Source organism: Pseudorhodoplanes sp., assembly GCA_032027085.1.
GTDB lineage: Bacteria > Pseudomonadota > Alphaproteobacteria > Rhizobiales > Xanthobacteraceae > Pseudorhodoplanes.
In genome coordinates this window covers 3117922-3134106 of the sequence record JAVSMS010000001.1, presented here as the reverse complement: position 1 = coordinate 3134106, position 16185 = coordinate 3117922, and the positions used below count along the sequence as shown (strand labels likewise).

The following is a 16185-nucleotide window of genomic DNA, read 5'->3' as shown; positions in this document are numbered from 1 at the left end:
AACTGAGGCTTTTCCGCCTCCCCTTACCGCCCATCATCGCCGCGCTGCGCTTGCATCCGCCCCCGCGATCCGGGTCCGGAAGAAAGCGTCGACGGCCTGTACCATGCTATCGGCCGCCTTGGTGCGCCAGTTCTCCGACACCAGCAGTTTCAGGTCCTGCTTGTTGGTCATATAGCCGAGTTCCACCAGCACGGACGGCACGTCCGGCGCCTTGAGCACCACAAAACTCGCCGATTTCAGCGGTTTCTTGTGGAGTCGCATGGCGGTTTTCATCTCGCCCACCAGGGTGCGGGCAAAGTGATGGGAATAGCCCTTGGTCTCGCGCTGGGCGAGATCGATCAGGATATCGGCGACGTCACCCGGCTCGCGCGAGAGGTCGATGCCTGCCACCACGTCCGAGCGGTTTTCCTCTTCGGCGAGCTTGGCGGCGTCGCTGTCGGACGGCTTGTCGGATAGCGTGTAGATGGTGGCCCCCTGTGCGTCGCCCTCGGCCTTCGGCAGCGAGTCGGCATGGATGGAAATAAAGAGTGAGGCCTGCCGCTGGCGCGCGATCTTCACGCGCTCGGCCAGCGGAATGAAGGTGTCATCGGTGCGGGTCATCACCACCCGGTATTTGCCGCTCTTCTCGAGCTGGTCGCGCAGCGTGATGCTGAAATCCAGCACCATGTGCTTTTCCATGATCTCGCCGTCGGCGACCTTGGCGCCGGTGTCGGGGCCGCCATGGCCGGGATCGATGACGATAAGCGGGCGCGGATCGCCGGCCGGCCTGGGCATCGCCGCGTCTGTCTTGCGCGGATCGCTCAGCGGCAAGGCCCTGGCCTGCTGGACCATGTTGCGCATGAAGCTTTCGCGGTCGGTGGCAGCGAGGTCGAGGACCAGACGGGCGGGCTGCCCTTCCCGCGCCTCCAGCACATGGAGGCGGTCCAACCGCACGGGCTTCGTGACATCGACCACGATGCGCGAGCCGCCGGCCATCACCAGGCCGTAGCGAAAGGCCTTGATCAGGCCCCGCCCGGTCTCACCGGCTTTCGAAGGCAACTGGAAGACGGTCTGCGGCAGGTCCACGACCACGCGGTAGGGATTGGAGAGCGTGAAGGCCCGCACATCCATCTTGCGGGTCAGATCGACGATGAGCCGCGTTTCCTTGTCGTCGCCGGCCAGGCGGGCGTCGGTCGCGATCGGCAGGGAATCGAAAACCTGGGCACGGGCAAGCATCCCCGGTCCGGCAAGACCGGCAACCAGAGCGGCAATGGAAAGAGTGGAGCAAGCCCAGCGGCCGGCCACGAGTCGCCCTCCCACTCTACAATTACTCTATTAGGCCGGGGGGTGGTTAACAGGAACTTACTGGGCCGCAGGTGTTTCCGGAGAGGTGTGGCGGAACGGAGACGGGCAACCGACGGTAGGGCAATCGCGGTACGTTCCGCCCTCCAGCTTGCAACGGATGCTGGGGTGTCTGCCAGCAACAGATCTGACGTAGCGGCGTGAACCAAACAAGCGTTGAGAGCCGCCGGCGCCTTTCATCTCACCGCCAGATCTTCGGCAGAGACCTTCCGCCAAGTGTGATCAGGATTGAAGGCGGTCATGCGCGAGGCAATCCGCGACGTTTTCGGCCCGAGATCCTTCTGGAAGACGACGCCGGCATTGTTCACGAGAAACGTCATCACGCCGGAATTGCCGTATTCGGCCGGATAGGCGACGAGCGCGAAGCCGCCGATCATGTTGCCGTTGACGACATAGTTCACGGCGCCGCCCGGCGCGTTCGGCCCCTGTGACTTCAATATCCTGTAGTAGTAGCCGTGATACGGGATCTGCCCCTCGCCGAAACGATAGCCTTCGGCGGTGGCGAGCACGACGGTCTCGCCGAGGGGGCTGCGCGGTTCATTCGCGGCGGACGGCCAGTACAGGCCATCTTTCTTTCCCGGCGTGCTGAAGAAGCGCTGCGCGTAACTGTCGACTTTCCCGCCGGTCGGATTCATGGATGCGTAGTCGTTCTGCGCATCGACATAGGCGAGCGCGACCTGGATCGCGGCGAGTTCGTTGCGTCCGATGCGGCGATAGAGAACCTCCTCACGTCCGCTTGCCGTATCGAACCACCATGAGCCGTTCTTCTCCACCAGAGGGATCGGGAACGGCCAGTCGTTCGGCCCGATGACGAGTTCGGCCTTGCTGTCCCCCTGCTTGTTGAGCTGATGGCGTGCGTCATAGGCCAGCAGAAACGCCTGCCGCCGCTGGCCATCCGCCACCGGATCGCCGGAAAAAACGAGCTCGCGGTCTCCGAGAATGCGCACCACGTCGCGGTCATTGTTGGCGCGCGCGGCCGCGACCAGCGCGGTCACCGCCTCGTCCGGCGATGCGAATTTCTGCTGGGCCTGGGCGATATCCATTCCGCCCACAAGCGTGAGCACGATGATCGCGCACAGGGCGAGCGGCCTCATGTGACTCTTGATGAAGGTCTGCATCTCGCTCTCCGCGTCCTGTGTCACCGGCGGCGTCCGCCGCCGCCGCGCGCGGCACCGCCGCCGGGGCGTCCGCCAGCGTGAATGCCTCCGCCCGGACGCGGGCCGCCGCCGCGTTGAATGCCGCCGCCCGGGCGCGGTCCGCCGGCCATGTGTCCTGCGCTGGCGCGACCGCGATTGCCGCTGGCGCGCTCATGCGCGCCGCGATCGATATGCGACATGGCCCCATCGCGACTTCCGCTCGGGCGTGACGATGGCCGGTCACGATCCGGCCGGTGCTGCCCGGCCTTGTCTCCGCCGGGGCGTGAGGCCTGCTTGTGGCCACCGCCGGGACGCTTGCCGGCATCCGGCCGATCTCCGCCGCCGGGGCGCTTGCCCGTGTCCGGCCGATCGCGCGCGCCCGGCTTGGCATCTCCGGGCTTCAGATCGCGGCTGTCCGGCTTCAGCACCTGCTGGCCGTCGCGGCCGCGGAAGTCCATGCGGTTCTCGCGGTTGCCGCCATCGCCCTTGGCGAATTTGTTGCGCACCGCATCGTTGTTGTAGCGCACGCCGTGACGGTGATCCGGATTGTGAACCCAGTTGTTGCGCTTGTTGATGTCGATATCGTTGTTGATGTTGATGTTGTTGTTGCCCCAGTTGAAGCTGCCGCCCCACCAGTTTCCGCGCCCGGCCCACGCGCCAACCGCAACGCCGGTTGCGAAGGCAATGCCGGTCGCGATCACCCCGCTGGCGATATAGCCTGGCGCCGGGAAGTAGTACGGCGGATACTCGGCGTAGGGCCACGCCCCATAAACGACGCCGGGATCGTAATAGGGAACGTAGAGCGTCTCCGGCACCGTCGGCTCGATCACGATCGTCTGTTTCCCGCCCTGAGAACTCTTCGAAACCTTCTGCTGCTGCGTGGTCTTGAGCTTGTCGTTCGCATCCGCCTTTGCCCGCAGTCGCTGGACCGCATCCATCACGTCCGGCTGCTGTGCGAGAACGGCATCGCCCAGCTTCTGCGTCCAGTCGAGCTGCGAGGACATCATGGTCAGCACATCGGGCACCGCGGTGAGCGACTTGATGCTGTCGTCCCAGCCCTGCTTGTCGGCGGCCGCCTTCAGTGCGCTGCCCTTGAGCGACTTGTTGTCCTTCACCCAGCGATCCGCCTGCACGACTTCCAGCGGATAGGTCGACGCGATCAGCACCTGCGACAGCAGATTGTCCGGATAGAGCGCGATCGGCGAGACCAACTGGTCAAGCTCCTCGGCCTTCAGCGGCGGCTTTCCGCTCTGGGAGGTATTCTGGGCGAGGACCGGAAAACTGGAAATTGCTGAAATGACTGCGGCGGCAAGAAACGAGGCAAGAAACGAGGCGATGGATTTCATCTCACCCTCCCCGGACGCGCACGCTGGCGTGATCGATGACGTTTCAGATCATGTTGCGCAATTGGTGGTCAGTACCCGCAGCGAGTCAATACGGGACGCACTACGCGTGCGGATGACTTGATCGCACACGCAAATGTGAACGCGCGACACAAAGGGAAGCGATGTCATGATCGCACGCGAACGCTAGCGTTCAGAAAAAATTATGATAGCTTTTTGTGTGGGCACTTCAATCGGATGCGTGAGTATTCCGCACTTGATTTAAATCTGTGTCAGGAACACTGACCCATTCGACCCTTCTCTGACGTTTCCTGTTGTCATCTCGATTCTTATTATTGCTGCCGAAGTCCTGTTGCGTGCGAAGTCAATTGCAATGACCCTGCTGAATACAGAGTCCAGTAACGTTGAACGAGCGGACGGTGAGAGCGGCATTCGCTCCAACATGATCCTTGTGCCCGGCGGCACGTTTCGCATGGGTTCGGACCGGCATTACCCAGAAGAGGCGCCGGTTCATCATGTCAGTGTTGACCCTTTCTTCATCGACCGCACGCCTGTCACCAATCGGCAATTCAGAGATTTTGTGCGCGCAACGGGACACGTCGCGGTCGCCGAGATCGTGCCGGACGCGAAGGACTATCCCGGGGCGTTACCGCACATGCTGTATGCAGGATCGCTGGTATTCTCGCCGCCGAAGCATCCTGTCGATCTGCGCGACTGGTCGCAGTGGTGGACCTTCCTGAAGGGCGCCGACTGGCGCCATCCCTACGGACCCAAGAGCAACATCAACGGCCTCGACAATCACCCCGTCGTGCATGTCGCCTATTCCGACGCCCTCGCCTATGCGTGCTGGGCTGGCAAGGATCTGCCAACGGAAGCCGAGTGGGAATTCGCGGCACGCGGCGGACTGGAAGAGGCGGAGTTCGCCTGGGGCGATGAACTCACGCCGGACGGCCAGCAGATGGCCAACACCTGGCAGGGCAACTTCCCGCAGGAGAATCTGTGCAGCGACGGCTTTGCGCGCACTTCCCCCGTCACCGCCTTCCCGCCGAATGGCTACGGGATCCACGACATGATCGGCAATGTCTGGGAGTGGACGAGCGACTGGTACACGCCAAAGCATGAAGGCGACGCGCAGAAGGCCTGCTGCATTCCGGAAAACCCGCGCGGCGGACGTGAAGAAGACAGCTACGACCCCTGTCAGCCGCAGATCAGGATTCCACGAAAGGTTTTGAAAGGCGGCTCGCACCTGTGCGCGCCGAATTACTGCCGCCGCTATCGACCGGCCGCGCGTCATGCGGAGCCGGTGGACACATCCACAAGCCATGTCGGCTTCCGTTGCGTGCTCAGGCAGCGGAACGGCGGATAGACGTAGGCAAAGGGAGGCCGGGCCGCATGACCACCGATACTCCCTCTCCCAGAGCCTCCTATTTCACATGGGGAGTGGTCGGCCTCACGGCGGCTCTGCTCATCGCTGGCATCGCCATGCACGGCTTCTCGCTCGATGTGCACCAGCGCTTCTGGGGCGACATCTTCGCCCGCTTCGGTGGGCCGATGACCTTTCGCTTTTTCCTGCAGCCGACCATGGCCGCGCTTGCCGCCGTCCACGATGGCCTCAGGGACGCACGTCAAGGGCACAAATCCTTCTTCTGGACGGCGTGGTTCGATCACACACAACCAACCGGCCGCCTGCGTGAAGGGCTGACGTCGGTTGCACGCGTGCTGCTGCTCGGCATCTGCATGGATGTCATCTACCAATTCAAGGAGCTCGACGCGTTCTATCCGGCGGAGGCGGCGGTGATCGCGATCCTGCTCGCAGTCATCCCCTATTTCATCTTCCGATGGATCGTCGAAATGCTCGCGCGCTGGTGGCTCGCGCGCAGGGCAACGGGCTGAGGGTCGAAAGATGTCAGCCACCCTCGCATATTCCACGACCGACGGCAGAAGCCAGCCGATGAGCGGCAGCGACAACGCCGCCCTGTTCGAACAGGCGCCGCCGCTGGCGGTGCAGCAATGGCTCGGCCTGGCCAAGCCGCACGCGCTCAACATCGGACGGCGCGCCCTGCTGCTCGCCCTGGTCGCATGGTTGCCGCTTTTCCTGTTCGCGATCGCGCAAAGCCTGTGGCTGCATGCGGACCACGTTACGCCCCTTCTCGTCCAGGTCGGCGTGCACGCGCGCTATCTCGCCGCCGTGCCATTGCTGGTGCTGGCGGAAGCGTGGTGTGTCCCGCAGATCAACACAATAACGCGGCACTTCGCCGAAAGCGGCATGGTGCGCCCGAACGACCAGAGCCGGTTCACGGATGCGCTGTCGTCCACGCGCATTCTTCTGCAATCGCGAAGCACGGAAGTCGCCACATTCGTGTGTGCCTACCTGATCGTGCTGGCGACGATCCTCTCGTATCAGCGTGAAGACTTGCCGGCCTAGGCCGTATCGGCCGGCATCACGCCGTTTCTGTCTCCCGCCGGCTGGTGGCACATGCTGGTCAGCCTGCCGTTGCTGCTGGTTCTCATCTTCGGCTGGCTGTGGCGACTGGCCGTGTGGACGCGGCTGCTCTGGCTGATCTCAACGTTCGACCTGCGGCTGGTGGCGTCACACCCTGACCACTGCGCAGGGCTCGGCTTCCTTGGACAGTCCCTGCGCGCCTTCGCTCCTGTTGCGATGGCCCTCGCGGCCGTCGCCGCCGGCCGCTCCGCTTACATGGTGTTGTCCGGCAGCGGACTGCCAACGCCGCAACTCGCCTTCAACTTTGGCCTGATGTTGAGCCTCATGGCGCTGTTCCTCGCCCCGCTCCTGGTATTTACGCCGACGCTGACGCGCGTATGGCGGCGGGGTGCGCTCGCCTATGGCGCCCTTGCCGACGAAGCCGGGCATGCCTTCGAGCACAAATGGCTCGGGGCGCCGCAAGCCGATCGCGGCAGCCTGCTGGAGAATCCGGATTTCTCCGCCGTCAACGATCTCTATGCGGTTGTGGCGAACGTTCACGCCATCCGCTTCGTGCCGGTGGGCATCAAGGACCTGATCATGCTTGCGGCGGCAATCCTGCTGCCATTTGTGCCGGTGGTTCTGCTGGCATTCCCCCTCGATGAAATCTGGAAATCTGTCGCGAGTCTTCTGCTCTGATCCTGCGTTGCATTACTGATCAGAGAATCGCAATCGATGCACTGTGCAGTCAGCGCACTGTCTCAAAAGGGCCGGAAGGATGAACACTGTCGCCGCAAAATCACCACCAGACGACGTGTCGGTCGAGCTGTCATCCCGCCGCACCGGCATGTCATTCCAGCGCACGCGCATGAGCGCGGACCGCACGCTGATGTCGGTGATCCGTACCTCGCTGTCGCTGATCGGTTTCGGCTTCACAATCTTCCAGTTCTTCGAGAAGCTGAAGGATGCCGGGACGCTGGCTCACGCGGCGGCGCCACGAAACTTCGGCGTGGCGCTGGTTGCGCTCGGCATCGTGATGCTGATCGGCGGCATCGCCTATCATCTTCAGTTCATGCTGCACCTGCGCGAGCAGAGAAAAACCATGATCACCGGGGGGCTGGTGCATGGCGAAAGCAAATTCCCGGTTTCACTCACGTTGCTGACGGCGATCATTCTGCTGGCGATCGGCATCTTCGCCATCGTCAGCATGCTGTTCGAGGTCGGCCCGTTCGGGTGAACCCACGGACGGCAGATCCAGGAGGCGGCCGATGTCAACAAGGGAAGTTCCGCAAAAGAAGAAACGCGTTGCGACCAACTCGCGCAGAGACCCGCACGACTCGCACGAAACGACTTGATGCCAACCGGAGGACTAAAATGAGCAAGAAGCCAAACATCGTGATCATCTGGGGCGACGACATCGGCCAGAGCAACATCAGTGCCTATTCGGACGGGCTGATGGGCTACCGAACCCCAAACATCGACCGCATCGCCAGCGAAGGAATACGATTCACCGACTCATACGCGGAGCAGAGCTGCACAGCCGGTCGCTCTTCGTTCATTACCGGACAGTGCGGATTCCGCACGGGCAACACCAAGGTAGGCATGCCAGGCGCCGCGCAGGGCCTGCAGGCCCGCGATGTGACCATCGCCCAGTTGCTCAAGGCACAGGGCTACGCCACGGCCCAGTTCGGCAAGAACCACCTCGGCGACCGAAACGAGCACCTTCCGACCGTCCACGGCTTCGACGAGTTCTATGGCGCCCTCTACCACCTGAACGCCTCCGAGGAACCCGAACTGCCGGACTACCCGAAATCGAAGGACTTCCCGAACTTCTTTGCGAACTACGGACCACGCGGTGTCCTGGATTGCAAAGCGACTGACGTAGATGACCCGACGGTGGATCCGCGCTTCGGCAAGATCGGCAAGCAGACAATCAAGGACACCGGCCCGCTGACCAAGAAGCGGATGGAAACCTGCGACGACGACTTCGCCGAGCGAGCGGTGGACTTTCTGAAGCGGCAGAAGGCCGCCGACAAGCCCGTCTTCCTCTGGGTGAACTTCACCCACATGCACCTGCGCACGCACACCAAACCCGAGAGCATCGGGCAGGCCGGCCGCTGGCAGAGCCCCTACCACGACACCATGATCGACCACGACAAGAACGTCGGCACGGTGCTCAAGGCGCTGGACGACCTGGGCATGACGGACGACACGATCGTCATGTATTCCACCGACAACGGTCCGCATATGAACACCTGGCCGGACGGCGCGATGACGCCCTTCCGCAACGAGAAGAATTCGAACTGGGAAGGCGCCTTCCGCGTCCCCTGCATGGTCAGGTGGCCTGGCCACATCAAGGCCGGAACCATCTGCAACGAGATCGTGGCGCACCTCGACTGGGCGCCGACGCTGCTGGCCGCGGCCGGAATTCCCGACGTGAAGGAGAAGCTGCTCAAGGGCATGAAGGTCGGCGATGCGACCTTCAAGGTGCATCTCGACGGCTACAACCTGCTGCCGCTGCTGACCGGCCAGACGAAGGAGAGTCCGCGCAAGGAGTTCTTCTACTTCAATGACGACTCCGATCTGGTCGGCTTGCGCTATGACAACTGGAAGTTCGTCTTCTCGGAGCAGCGCGCTACGGGGACGTTGAAGATCTGGGGTGAGCCGTTCACGACGCTACGGTTTCCCAAGCTCTTCAATCTGCGGACCGATCCGTATGAGCGCGCGGATATAACATCGAACACATACTACGACTGGTGGTTCGACCATGCCTTTATCTGCGTACCCGCGCAGCACATCGTCGGCGAGTTCCTGGCGACGTTCAAGGAGTTCCCGCCGAGCCAAGCCGCTGGTTCCTTCGGCGTGGACCAGGTGCTGGAAAAGCTGCGTGAGGGTGCGACGGGCGGCAGCAGGTAATGCGTCGTTTCGGGCGGCGGGAGCGATCCCGCCGTCCGCTCTCCAACGATCATCGCAGAGGCAAATATGTGAACCCAAGCAACCATAGTCCCGGAAGCAGTAGGGAGAATTGACAATGGCCAAAAGCGGAAAGCCCAACATCCTCGTCATCTGGGGCGACGATATCGGTATCTCGAACTTGAGCTGCTACTCGCACGGACTCATGGGCTACCGGACGCCGAACATCGACCGTCTCGCCAGGGAAGGCATGATGTTTATCGACAGTTACGGTGAGCAATCCTGCACCGCCGGCCGTTCGTCCTTCATCACGGGGCAGAGCGTCCTGCGGACCGGCCTCTCAAAAGTGGGCTTCCCCGGCGCCCCGATCGGGATGACCGAGAAGGCTCTCACAATTGCCGGCGCCCTGAAAAACCAGGGCTATGCCACCGGGCAGTTCGGCAAGAACCATCTCGGCGATCTCAACCACATGCTGCCGACCAATCACGGCTTCGACGAGTTCTTCGGCAATCTCTATCACCTGAACGCCGAGGAAGAGCCGGAGATGTACGACTACCCGCCGGAAAAGGACTATCCAAACTATCGCAAGAATTATGGACCGCGCGGCGTCATTCATTCCTGGGCGACCGACAAGGACGACGCAACGGTCGAGCCCCGCTGGGGCAAGGTCGGCAGGCAGAAGATCGAGGATACCGGCCCGTTGACGCGCAAGCGCATGGAAACCTGCGACGACGAGTTCGTTGCGGCGGCCAAGGATTTCATCAAGCGCGCCGAGGCCGACGGCAAGCCGTGGTTCGTGTGGCTCAACACCACCCACATGCACCTTTACACGCACACCAAGAAGGAAAGCCTCGGCCAGGCCGGCCGCTGGCAGTCGCCCTATCATGACACGATGGTCGATCACGACAAGAATGTGGGGCAGATGCTCGATCTGCTCGACGAGCTCGGCATAAGCGAAAATACATTCGTGCAGTATTCAACGGACAACGGGCCCCACCGCAACACCTGGCCGGACGGCGGCATGACGCCGTTCCGTTCGGAGAAGAATACCAACTGGGAAGGCGCGTTCCGCATACCGATGATCGTGCGCTGGCCGGGCAAGATCAGGCCGGGGCAGACCTCGACGGAGATCGTTCAGCACCATGACTGGTTCCCGACTTTCCTTGCAGCCGCCGGCGAGCCGGACATCGTGGAGAAGGCGAAGAAGGGCTATCAGGCCTGCGGCCGCACCTACAAGAACCACATCGACGGCTACAATCTGCTTCCCTACCTCACCGGACAGGAGAAGGAGAGTCCACGCAAGCTGTTCGTCTATATCAGCGACGACGGCGACATCATCGCGCTGCGTTACGACAACTGGAAGGTTGTGTTCATGGAGCAGCGATGCAAGGGCACGCTCCAGGTGTGGGCGGAGCCGTTCACGCGGCTGCGGCTTCCCAAGCTCTACAACCTGCGGACCGATCCGTATGAGTTCGCCGAAATCACGTCGAACACCTACTGGGAGTGGTTCCTCCGCCGCGACTACATCGTCTTCACGATCAACATGATCGCGGCAAAATTCGCGGAAACCTTCAAGGACTTCCCGCCAATACAGAAGCCGAACAGCTTCACGATTGACGAGGCGATCGAGAAAATGAGAGAGACGGCCGGCGGAGGCTGATGCTGCTTCGGGCGGCGGGATTGCCCTCGCCGCCCGCGACTGCATGAGGCGCAAGACAATGCTTCGTCTAGAACGGCCTGAACGACAGCACGTGCAGCGCGTGCGCCAGCGACTGAAACGGCCGGCCGCACCGCTCGTGGTAGAGCCCGCTCAGCCCGCGATGGCCCTGCGGATCGTGGCCGAAGTCGATGCGGATGCTGCGCTGCCCTTCGGCGATGGGCTCACGGCAACTCGTGCAGAATGGTCCATGCGGGCCACTGCCGCCCGCCGGCATCGGATCGAAAGCCAAGTCTTCCCCCAGATAAGAATCGCCCTGTCATCACGCTGTCACCTCGGCGCGGCCGGGCCAATACACTTTTCGCCGCACGCCTCAACCAGCAGGAGAAAATGCCTCTCATCTCGAGGTGACGTGTCTTTTGGGACACGCGGGAACTCCCGACGCTCGCAAGTTCCATCGGAACTCGCGGTGAACGACCGGAGGAAAGTCTTTGACCACGCTTGAACTCATGAAGGGGTGGCTGGCGCTCGCGACCGAGTTTGCGGCAACGATCATCGACGCGATCGCGCTGCTGATTGTCATCATCGGCACGATCGAGGCGGCCATCGGCGGCCTCAGGCTGATATTCGGCGAGCCGGACGGCCACGAAAAGCGCGCGGTCTGGCTGCGCTTCGGACGCTGGCTGGTCGCCGCCCTCACCTTTCAGCTCGGTGCCGACATCATCGAGACCTCGATCGCGCCGACGTGGGACGATGTCGGGCGCCTCGCGGTGATCGCGATCATCCGCACGCTGCTCAACTATTTCCTGGAAAAGGATATCGGCGAGATGCGCGAACGGGAGCGCGAACGCGAGCCCGCGAAATCCGGCAGCGTGGGAACGGCATCATGACCGGCCTCGACATCGTCGCCGGGATCGTCCTGATCGTGCTGGCGGCGAGCACGATCTTCGTCATCGTCTTCATGGCGATGCTGCCGGGTATCATCGTCAGGCGCCGCAATCATCCTTTCGCGCAGAGAGTCAACGTAGCGGGCTGGGTGACATTCTTCTTCGGCTTTGTCTCAATCCGTTCTGAGGGAAACTTCCAGGAAGTCGATTCGAACAACAGGGGGGCATAGTATGAGACGCAAGAGCAGGACGCTGGGACGTGTTCTCGGACTCATGATGCTGGTAGCAAGCGGTGCGCCCGCGTCCGCCGACCAGGGCGGCGTCAGTTTCTGGCTGCCCGGAGCGTATGGAAGTCTGGCCGCGGCGCCGCTGACGGCGGGCTGGAGCTGGGCGACGATTTACTATCACACGGACGTGTCGGCCGGCGGCAATGTCGCAGCCTCACGGTCGATCCGCTTCGGCAACCAGACGGCAAATCTGAACGTCAGCCTGAACGCCACCATGGATGCGAAGGCCGATCTTGTGCTCAGCGGCCCGAGCTACACGGCGGCGGAGCCGATCCTGGGCGGCCAGTTCTCGATCGCCCTGATCGCCGCCTATGGCCGGCAACAGGCGGAGGTCAACGCGAACATCACCGGCGCGCTGGGCCCGATCGGCTTTGCCACGTCGCGCAGCGTCAGCCAGTCGCTGGACGCCTTCGGCGATGTTCTGCTGTGGCCGTCGCTCCGGTGGAATCATGGCGTTCACAATTACATGGTTTACGGCATGACAAATTTGCCGGTTGGTTCCTACGAAGCCCATCGGCTGGTCAATCTCGGGTTTGGGCATTGGGCGCTGGATGGTGGCGCCGGCTACACCTATTTCGATCCAACGAAGGGACATGAATTCTCCGTCGTCACCGGCTTCACCTACAATTTCGAAAACACGCATATCGACTACAAGAACGGCATCGACTGGCATACCGACTGGGGCATTTCGCAATTCCTCAACAAGCAGTTCTTCGTCGGCGCGGTCGGTTACTGGTACCAACAGATCACCGGCGACAGCGGCGCCGGCGCGACGCTCGGCCCGTTCAAGTCGCGCGTAGGCGGCATCGGACCGCAGATCGGATATATCTTTCCGGTCGGCACTGACATTCAGGGTCTGCTGAACGTGAAAAGCTACTGGGAATTCGAGGCCGAGAACCGGCCGGAAGGCTGGAACTTCTGGGTCGTACTCAACTTCTCGCCGGCGCAGAAGCAGTCTCCGGCACAGTCCGCCATGATGCGCAAGTGAGGTGAGCGCCCGAATGTCGAAGTGTTGCATATCGAGAGTCTCGTTGGTGGCGGCCCTGATCGGACTGGCTGCATACGTTGTGCCCGCTTCCGCGCAGCCGTCACCGGCGCCATCGTGCATGCCGCCCGCATGGGCGAAGCAACAGACGGGCCTCAAGACCGGCCAGTTCGACTATCAGTATGTGGAGCCGAAAAATTCGGCGCATCTGCCACTCCAGGCGATGCTGAAAAATCGCCGTCTCCTCGAACACCTGCAGGAATTTCTCAGCCCCATCTGCCTGCCCGAAAGGATCACGCTCAAGGTTGAGGGATGCAACGGCGTGGCGAATGCGTATTTCTGGGAAGACGCAATCAAGGTTTGCTACGAATATTTCGAGTACATCCAGAAATACACGCCGAAGGGAGTGCTTCAGGGCCTCACACCACACGACGTCATGATCGGCCCGACGGTCGAGGTGTTCCTGCACGAGCTTGGCCACGCGCTCGTCGAGGTGCTGGACATTCCCTTCTTCGGCCGAGAGGAAGAAGTCGCCGACTACATCGCGACCTATATCCTGCTGCATTTCGGCAAAGCCGATGCACGGCGGCTCATCCTCGGCGCGTCGATCGTCGCCGGCGACGAGGCCCTGGAGGAGCAGAGCAAAGCCCCGGAATTGCGACTGATCGCCGACACGCATGACCTGCCAGCCCAGCGCTATTTCAATCGCTGGTGTCTGGCCTATGGGATGGATCCCGCGCTGTTCGCCGACGCCACGTCCACCGGCAAGCTTCCCGAGGGCCGGGCCAAACGCTGCCGCTACGAGTACCGGACCAACGAATTCGCGTTCGAGACGCTGATCGCGCCCTATATCGACCAGCCCCTCAGGCAACAGGTGCTGGCCAAGACCTGGTTCCACTTCGATTCTCCTGCAGCGGCGACCATGATCGCTCCGGCGCAGGGGCTCGCGGAATCCGAAAAGGAACTGCCAAAGGCGAAGCGATAGGAGCCCGACGGCGAACGCGCAACGTAAACGACTGGATCAACGTGGAGACAAGCTCATGCAACGCATTCTCCATTTATTGTTTCTGGCACTCGTCATGTTCGGCATGTCGCCGGGGATCAGCCTCGCGCAGACCGATCCCCTGCCCTCATGGAACGATGGCGCAACGAAGAAAGCGATCATCGATTTTGTTGCCCGCGTCACGCGCGAGGGCAATATGGGCTATGTGCCGCCCGAAGCGCGCATCGCCGCTTTCGACAATGACGGCACCCTGTGGTGCGAGCAGCCGTTCTATTTCCAGATGGCGTTTGCGTTTGACCGCATCCGCGCAATGGCCCCGCGGCATCCGGAATGGAAAACGCAGCAGCCGTTCAAGGCGCTGCTCGAAGGCGACGTGAAAACGGCAGCGACGGCCGGCGAAAAAGGATTGCTTGAGGTGATCGCCGCAACGCATGGCGGCATGACCACGGAACAGTTCGAGGCCTCGGTGAAGGACTGGCTGGCGACCGCCAAGCATCCGCGCTTCCACCGACGCTACACCGACCTGATCTACCAGCCGATGCTTGAGGTGATGCAATATCTGCGCGCCAACGGCTTCAAGACCTTCATCGTCTCCGGCGGCGGAATCGATTTCATGCGGCCCTGGACGGAACAGGTCTACGGCATTCCGCCCGAACAGGTTGTCGGCTCCTCCGGCGTCACGAAATTCGAACTGAAGGACGGCAAGCCCGAATTGCTAAAGGAAACCAAAGTTGAATTCATCGACGACGGGCCAGGCAAGCCGGTCGGCATTCATCGCTTCATTGGCCGCCGCCCGATCATCGCCTTCGGCAATTCCGACGGCGATCTGCAGATGCTGCAATATGTGGCAGCCGGCGACGGCGCGCGGCTTGCGCTCTACGTCCATCACGACGACGCCGAGCGCGAATATGCCTATGACCGCAATTCGCAGATCGGACGGCTCGACAAGGGCCTCGATGAGGCCAAGTCGAAAGGCTGGCCGCTGATCAGCATGAAGAACGACTGGAAGACGATCTTTCCGCCAACCAGCGGCGGCGGCGCGGTGGGCGCGGCGCCGCGCTGAGCGACAAAACAAAACCGCCCCGCAAATCCTTGCGGGGCGGCGTTGGCTGCTGCGCGATCAGTCCCTCAGATCCGCCGGCACCTTGCCGCCATTGGCCGCAAGCTTGTTCATCACCTGCTTGTGCAGCCAGATATTCATCTTGGCAGAATCGTTCATATCGCCCGTATAGCCAAGTTCCTTGGCGAGTTCCTTGCGGGCTCCGAGACCCGAATCGAGATCAAGGACCTTCATCAGGTCGACGATCGATTTGCGCCAGTCGAGCTTCTCTTTCTTCTTCGCAGCCATCTCGGACACGACCTTCTCGACATCGACCTGCGCCATCGGCGCCGCGGTGGCGGCGGCCGCGCCGCCGGCACCTGTCGTCCCCTCGGCCGGAGCCGCCGCTTGACCGCCCGCCGCCTTGGCTTCACTGGAGCCGAAAATGGCCGACATGATTTTCCCGAAAATGCTCATGAATGCCTCCACATTGAATGCAACTCGCGTGTCGCCTGCGAACCCAAGTTCTCACCGACCAGGTGCTCCAAGGACGGCCCGACTTTAGCCCCCTGATGCGGACATGTTCGAGACGCGGGGTCGGAAATCGGGGCAAAGCGATTCACATTCGCGTCACATTAATGTTGGCGGCGGGGCGCAGGCCGCCAGCGAAGCTGCAGCGAGCGGCTGTGTCCTCTTGATTTAGCGCGCAGTAACAATAGCTTGAGTGTTCAGGAGGCGGGCCGGATTTGGCCGTTGCCATTCCGGCCCCTGCCCCCTAATAAGGATGTGCTGACGGTTTACTGGTCCGGTTGTACCGCGTTCGGGCATCCGGCACGCCCGCCTCGACGAAGGCTCCGGAGAGGTCCGGCAGCAGAGGCGGCGGGCGCCACGGTCGGTACCGACCCCCTGCAAGGGCAGGCGGCGGACGACCTGATCGGCCAATGCCCGGGATTTAAGTTTTGAGTCGAAGGACGACCGGTCCCGGCGCTCTCAGGAGCGTCGTTTCGACTGAGCCGTGAGCAATGACTAACTGCGGTTGCGCCTCGATGCTGCAGCCGCCCGCACGGGTTTTGAATTTATGGCATACGCGCCATCGGGGCTTTTCAAGCTTGCACAATGCCGCCGCGCAAGCCGCGGTATTGCCGTTCGCGCCAGCAGCCAGAACGCAATTC

17 protein-coding genes are annotated in these 16185 nt (G+C 62.2%); 12 read left to right on the top strand and 5 right to left on the bottom strand.

What is annotated here, in order from left to right:
• Positions 1-33 precede the first annotated feature (33 nt).
• The 3 genes from RO009_15140 to RO009_15130 form a co-directional block, all read right to left on the bottom strand.
• Positions 34-1284, bottom strand: a complete 1251-nt coding sequence (locus RO009_15140) for an N-acetylmuramoyl-L-alanine amidase (protein ID MDT3686369.1) — start codon at positions 1282-1284, stop codon at positions 34-36.
• A 233-nt stretch (positions 1285-1517) separates the two neighbouring features.
• Positions 1518-2483, bottom strand: coding sequence for a DUF2950 domain-containing protein (locus tag RO009_15135; protein ID MDT3686368.1), 966 nt, complete (start codon positions 2481-2483; stop codon positions 1518-1520).
• Complete coding sequence (locus tag RO009_15130) at positions 2480-3823, bottom strand: DUF3300 domain-containing protein (GenBank protein MDT3686367.1); 1344 nt, start codon at positions 3821-3823, stop codon at positions 2480-2482. Before RO009_15130 ends, RO009_15135 begins: the two co-directional genes overlap by 4 nt.
• A gap of 370 nt (positions 3824-4193) precedes the next feature.
• Here RO009_15130 and RO009_15125 point away from each other — a divergent pair, with 370 nt between their 5' ends.
• From RO009_15125 to RO009_15095, 7 genes are all read left to right on the top strand, one after another.
• Positions 4194-5186 carry a formylglycine-generating enzyme family protein gene (locus RO009_15125; protein ID MDT3686366.1) on the top strand — a complete coding sequence of 331 codons (993 nt, stop codon included), beginning with the start codon at positions 4194-4196 and terminating at the stop codon, positions 5184-5186.
• A gap of 26 nt (positions 5187-5212) precedes the next feature.
• On the top strand, positions 5213-5713 hold the full coding sequence (locus RO009_15120; protein ID MDT3686365.1) for a hypothetical protein: 501 nt from the start codon (positions 5213-5215) through the stop codon (positions 5711-5713).
• A 10-nt stretch (positions 5714-5723) separates the two neighbouring features.
• Positions 5724-6245 (top strand): hypothetical protein, encoded by a 522-nt coding sequence (locus RO009_15115; GenBank protein ID MDT3686364.1) that lies wholly within the window; start codon positions 5724-5726, stop codon positions 6243-6245.
• A 51-nt stretch (positions 6246-6296) separates the two neighbouring features.
• Positions 6297-6941 (top strand): hypothetical protein, encoded by a 645-nt coding sequence (locus RO009_15110; protein ID MDT3686363.1) that lies wholly within the window; start codon positions 6297-6299, stop codon positions 6939-6941.
• 79 nt (positions 6942-7020) lie between these two features.
• Entirely contained in the window at positions 7021-7479 is a 459-nt protein-coding gene (locus RO009_15105; GenBank protein ID MDT3686362.1) for a DUF202 domain-containing protein, read from the top strand.
• A 137-nt stretch (positions 7480-7616) separates the two neighbouring features.
• The gene (locus tag RO009_15100; GenBank protein MDT3686361.1) at positions 7617-9158 is read left to right on the top strand and encodes an arylsulfatase; all 1542 of its coding nucleotides are present in this window, start codon (positions 7617-7619) and stop codon (positions 9156-9158) included.
• A 115-nt stretch (positions 9159-9273) separates the two neighbouring features.
• Positions 9274-10815 carry an arylsulfatase gene (locus RO009_15095; GenBank protein MDT3686360.1) on the top strand — a complete coding sequence of 514 codons (1542 nt, stop codon included), beginning with the start codon at positions 9274-9276 and terminating at the stop codon, positions 10813-10815.
• Between the two features lie 67 nt (positions 10816-10882).
• Here the strand turns inward: RO009_15095 and RO009_15090 are convergent, their stop codons facing one another.
• On the bottom strand, positions 10883-11104 hold the full coding sequence (locus RO009_15090) for a hypothetical protein (GenBank protein ID MDT3686359.1): 222 nt from the start codon (positions 11102-11104) through the stop codon (positions 10883-10885).
• Between the two features lie 199 nt (positions 11105-11303).
• Between RO009_15090 and RO009_15085 the strand changes: the two genes are divergently transcribed.
• From RO009_15085 to RO009_15065, 5 genes are all read left to right on the top strand, one after another.
• Entirely contained in the window at positions 11304-11702 is a 399-nt protein-coding gene (locus RO009_15085) for a DUF1622 domain-containing protein (GenBank protein MDT3686358.1), read from the top strand.
• Complete coding sequence (locus tag RO009_15080) at positions 11699-11929, top strand: DUF3302 domain-containing protein (GenBank protein ID MDT3686357.1); 231 nt, start codon at positions 11699-11701, stop codon at positions 11927-11929. The genes RO009_15085 and RO009_15080 overlap by 4 nt, the downstream gene beginning before the upstream one ends.
• A gap of 1 nt (position 11930) precedes the next feature.
• Positions 11931-12974, top strand: coding sequence for a transporter (locus tag RO009_15075; GenBank protein ID MDT3686356.1), 1044 nt, complete (start codon positions 11931-11933; stop codon positions 12972-12974).
• Positions 12975-13092: 118 nt separating this feature from the next.
• On the top strand, positions 13093-13956 hold the full coding sequence (locus RO009_15070) for a DUF4344 domain-containing metallopeptidase (protein ID MDT3686355.1): 864 nt from the start codon (positions 13093-13095) through the stop codon (positions 13954-13956).
• Between the two features lie 94 nt (positions 13957-14050).
• Positions 14051-15037, top strand: a complete 987-nt coding sequence (locus RO009_15065; protein MDT3686354.1) for an HAD family hydrolase — start codon at positions 14051-14053, stop codon at positions 15035-15037.
• Between the two features lie 57 nt (positions 15038-15094).
• Here RO009_15065 and RO009_15060 read toward each other — a convergent pair whose 3' ends face one another.
• Positions 15095-15490 carry a DUF3597 domain-containing protein gene (locus RO009_15060; GenBank protein ID MDT3686353.1) on the bottom strand — a complete coding sequence of 132 codons (396 nt, stop codon included), beginning with the start codon at positions 15488-15490 and terminating at the stop codon, positions 15095-15097.
• Positions 15491-16185: the final 695 nt, after the last annotated feature.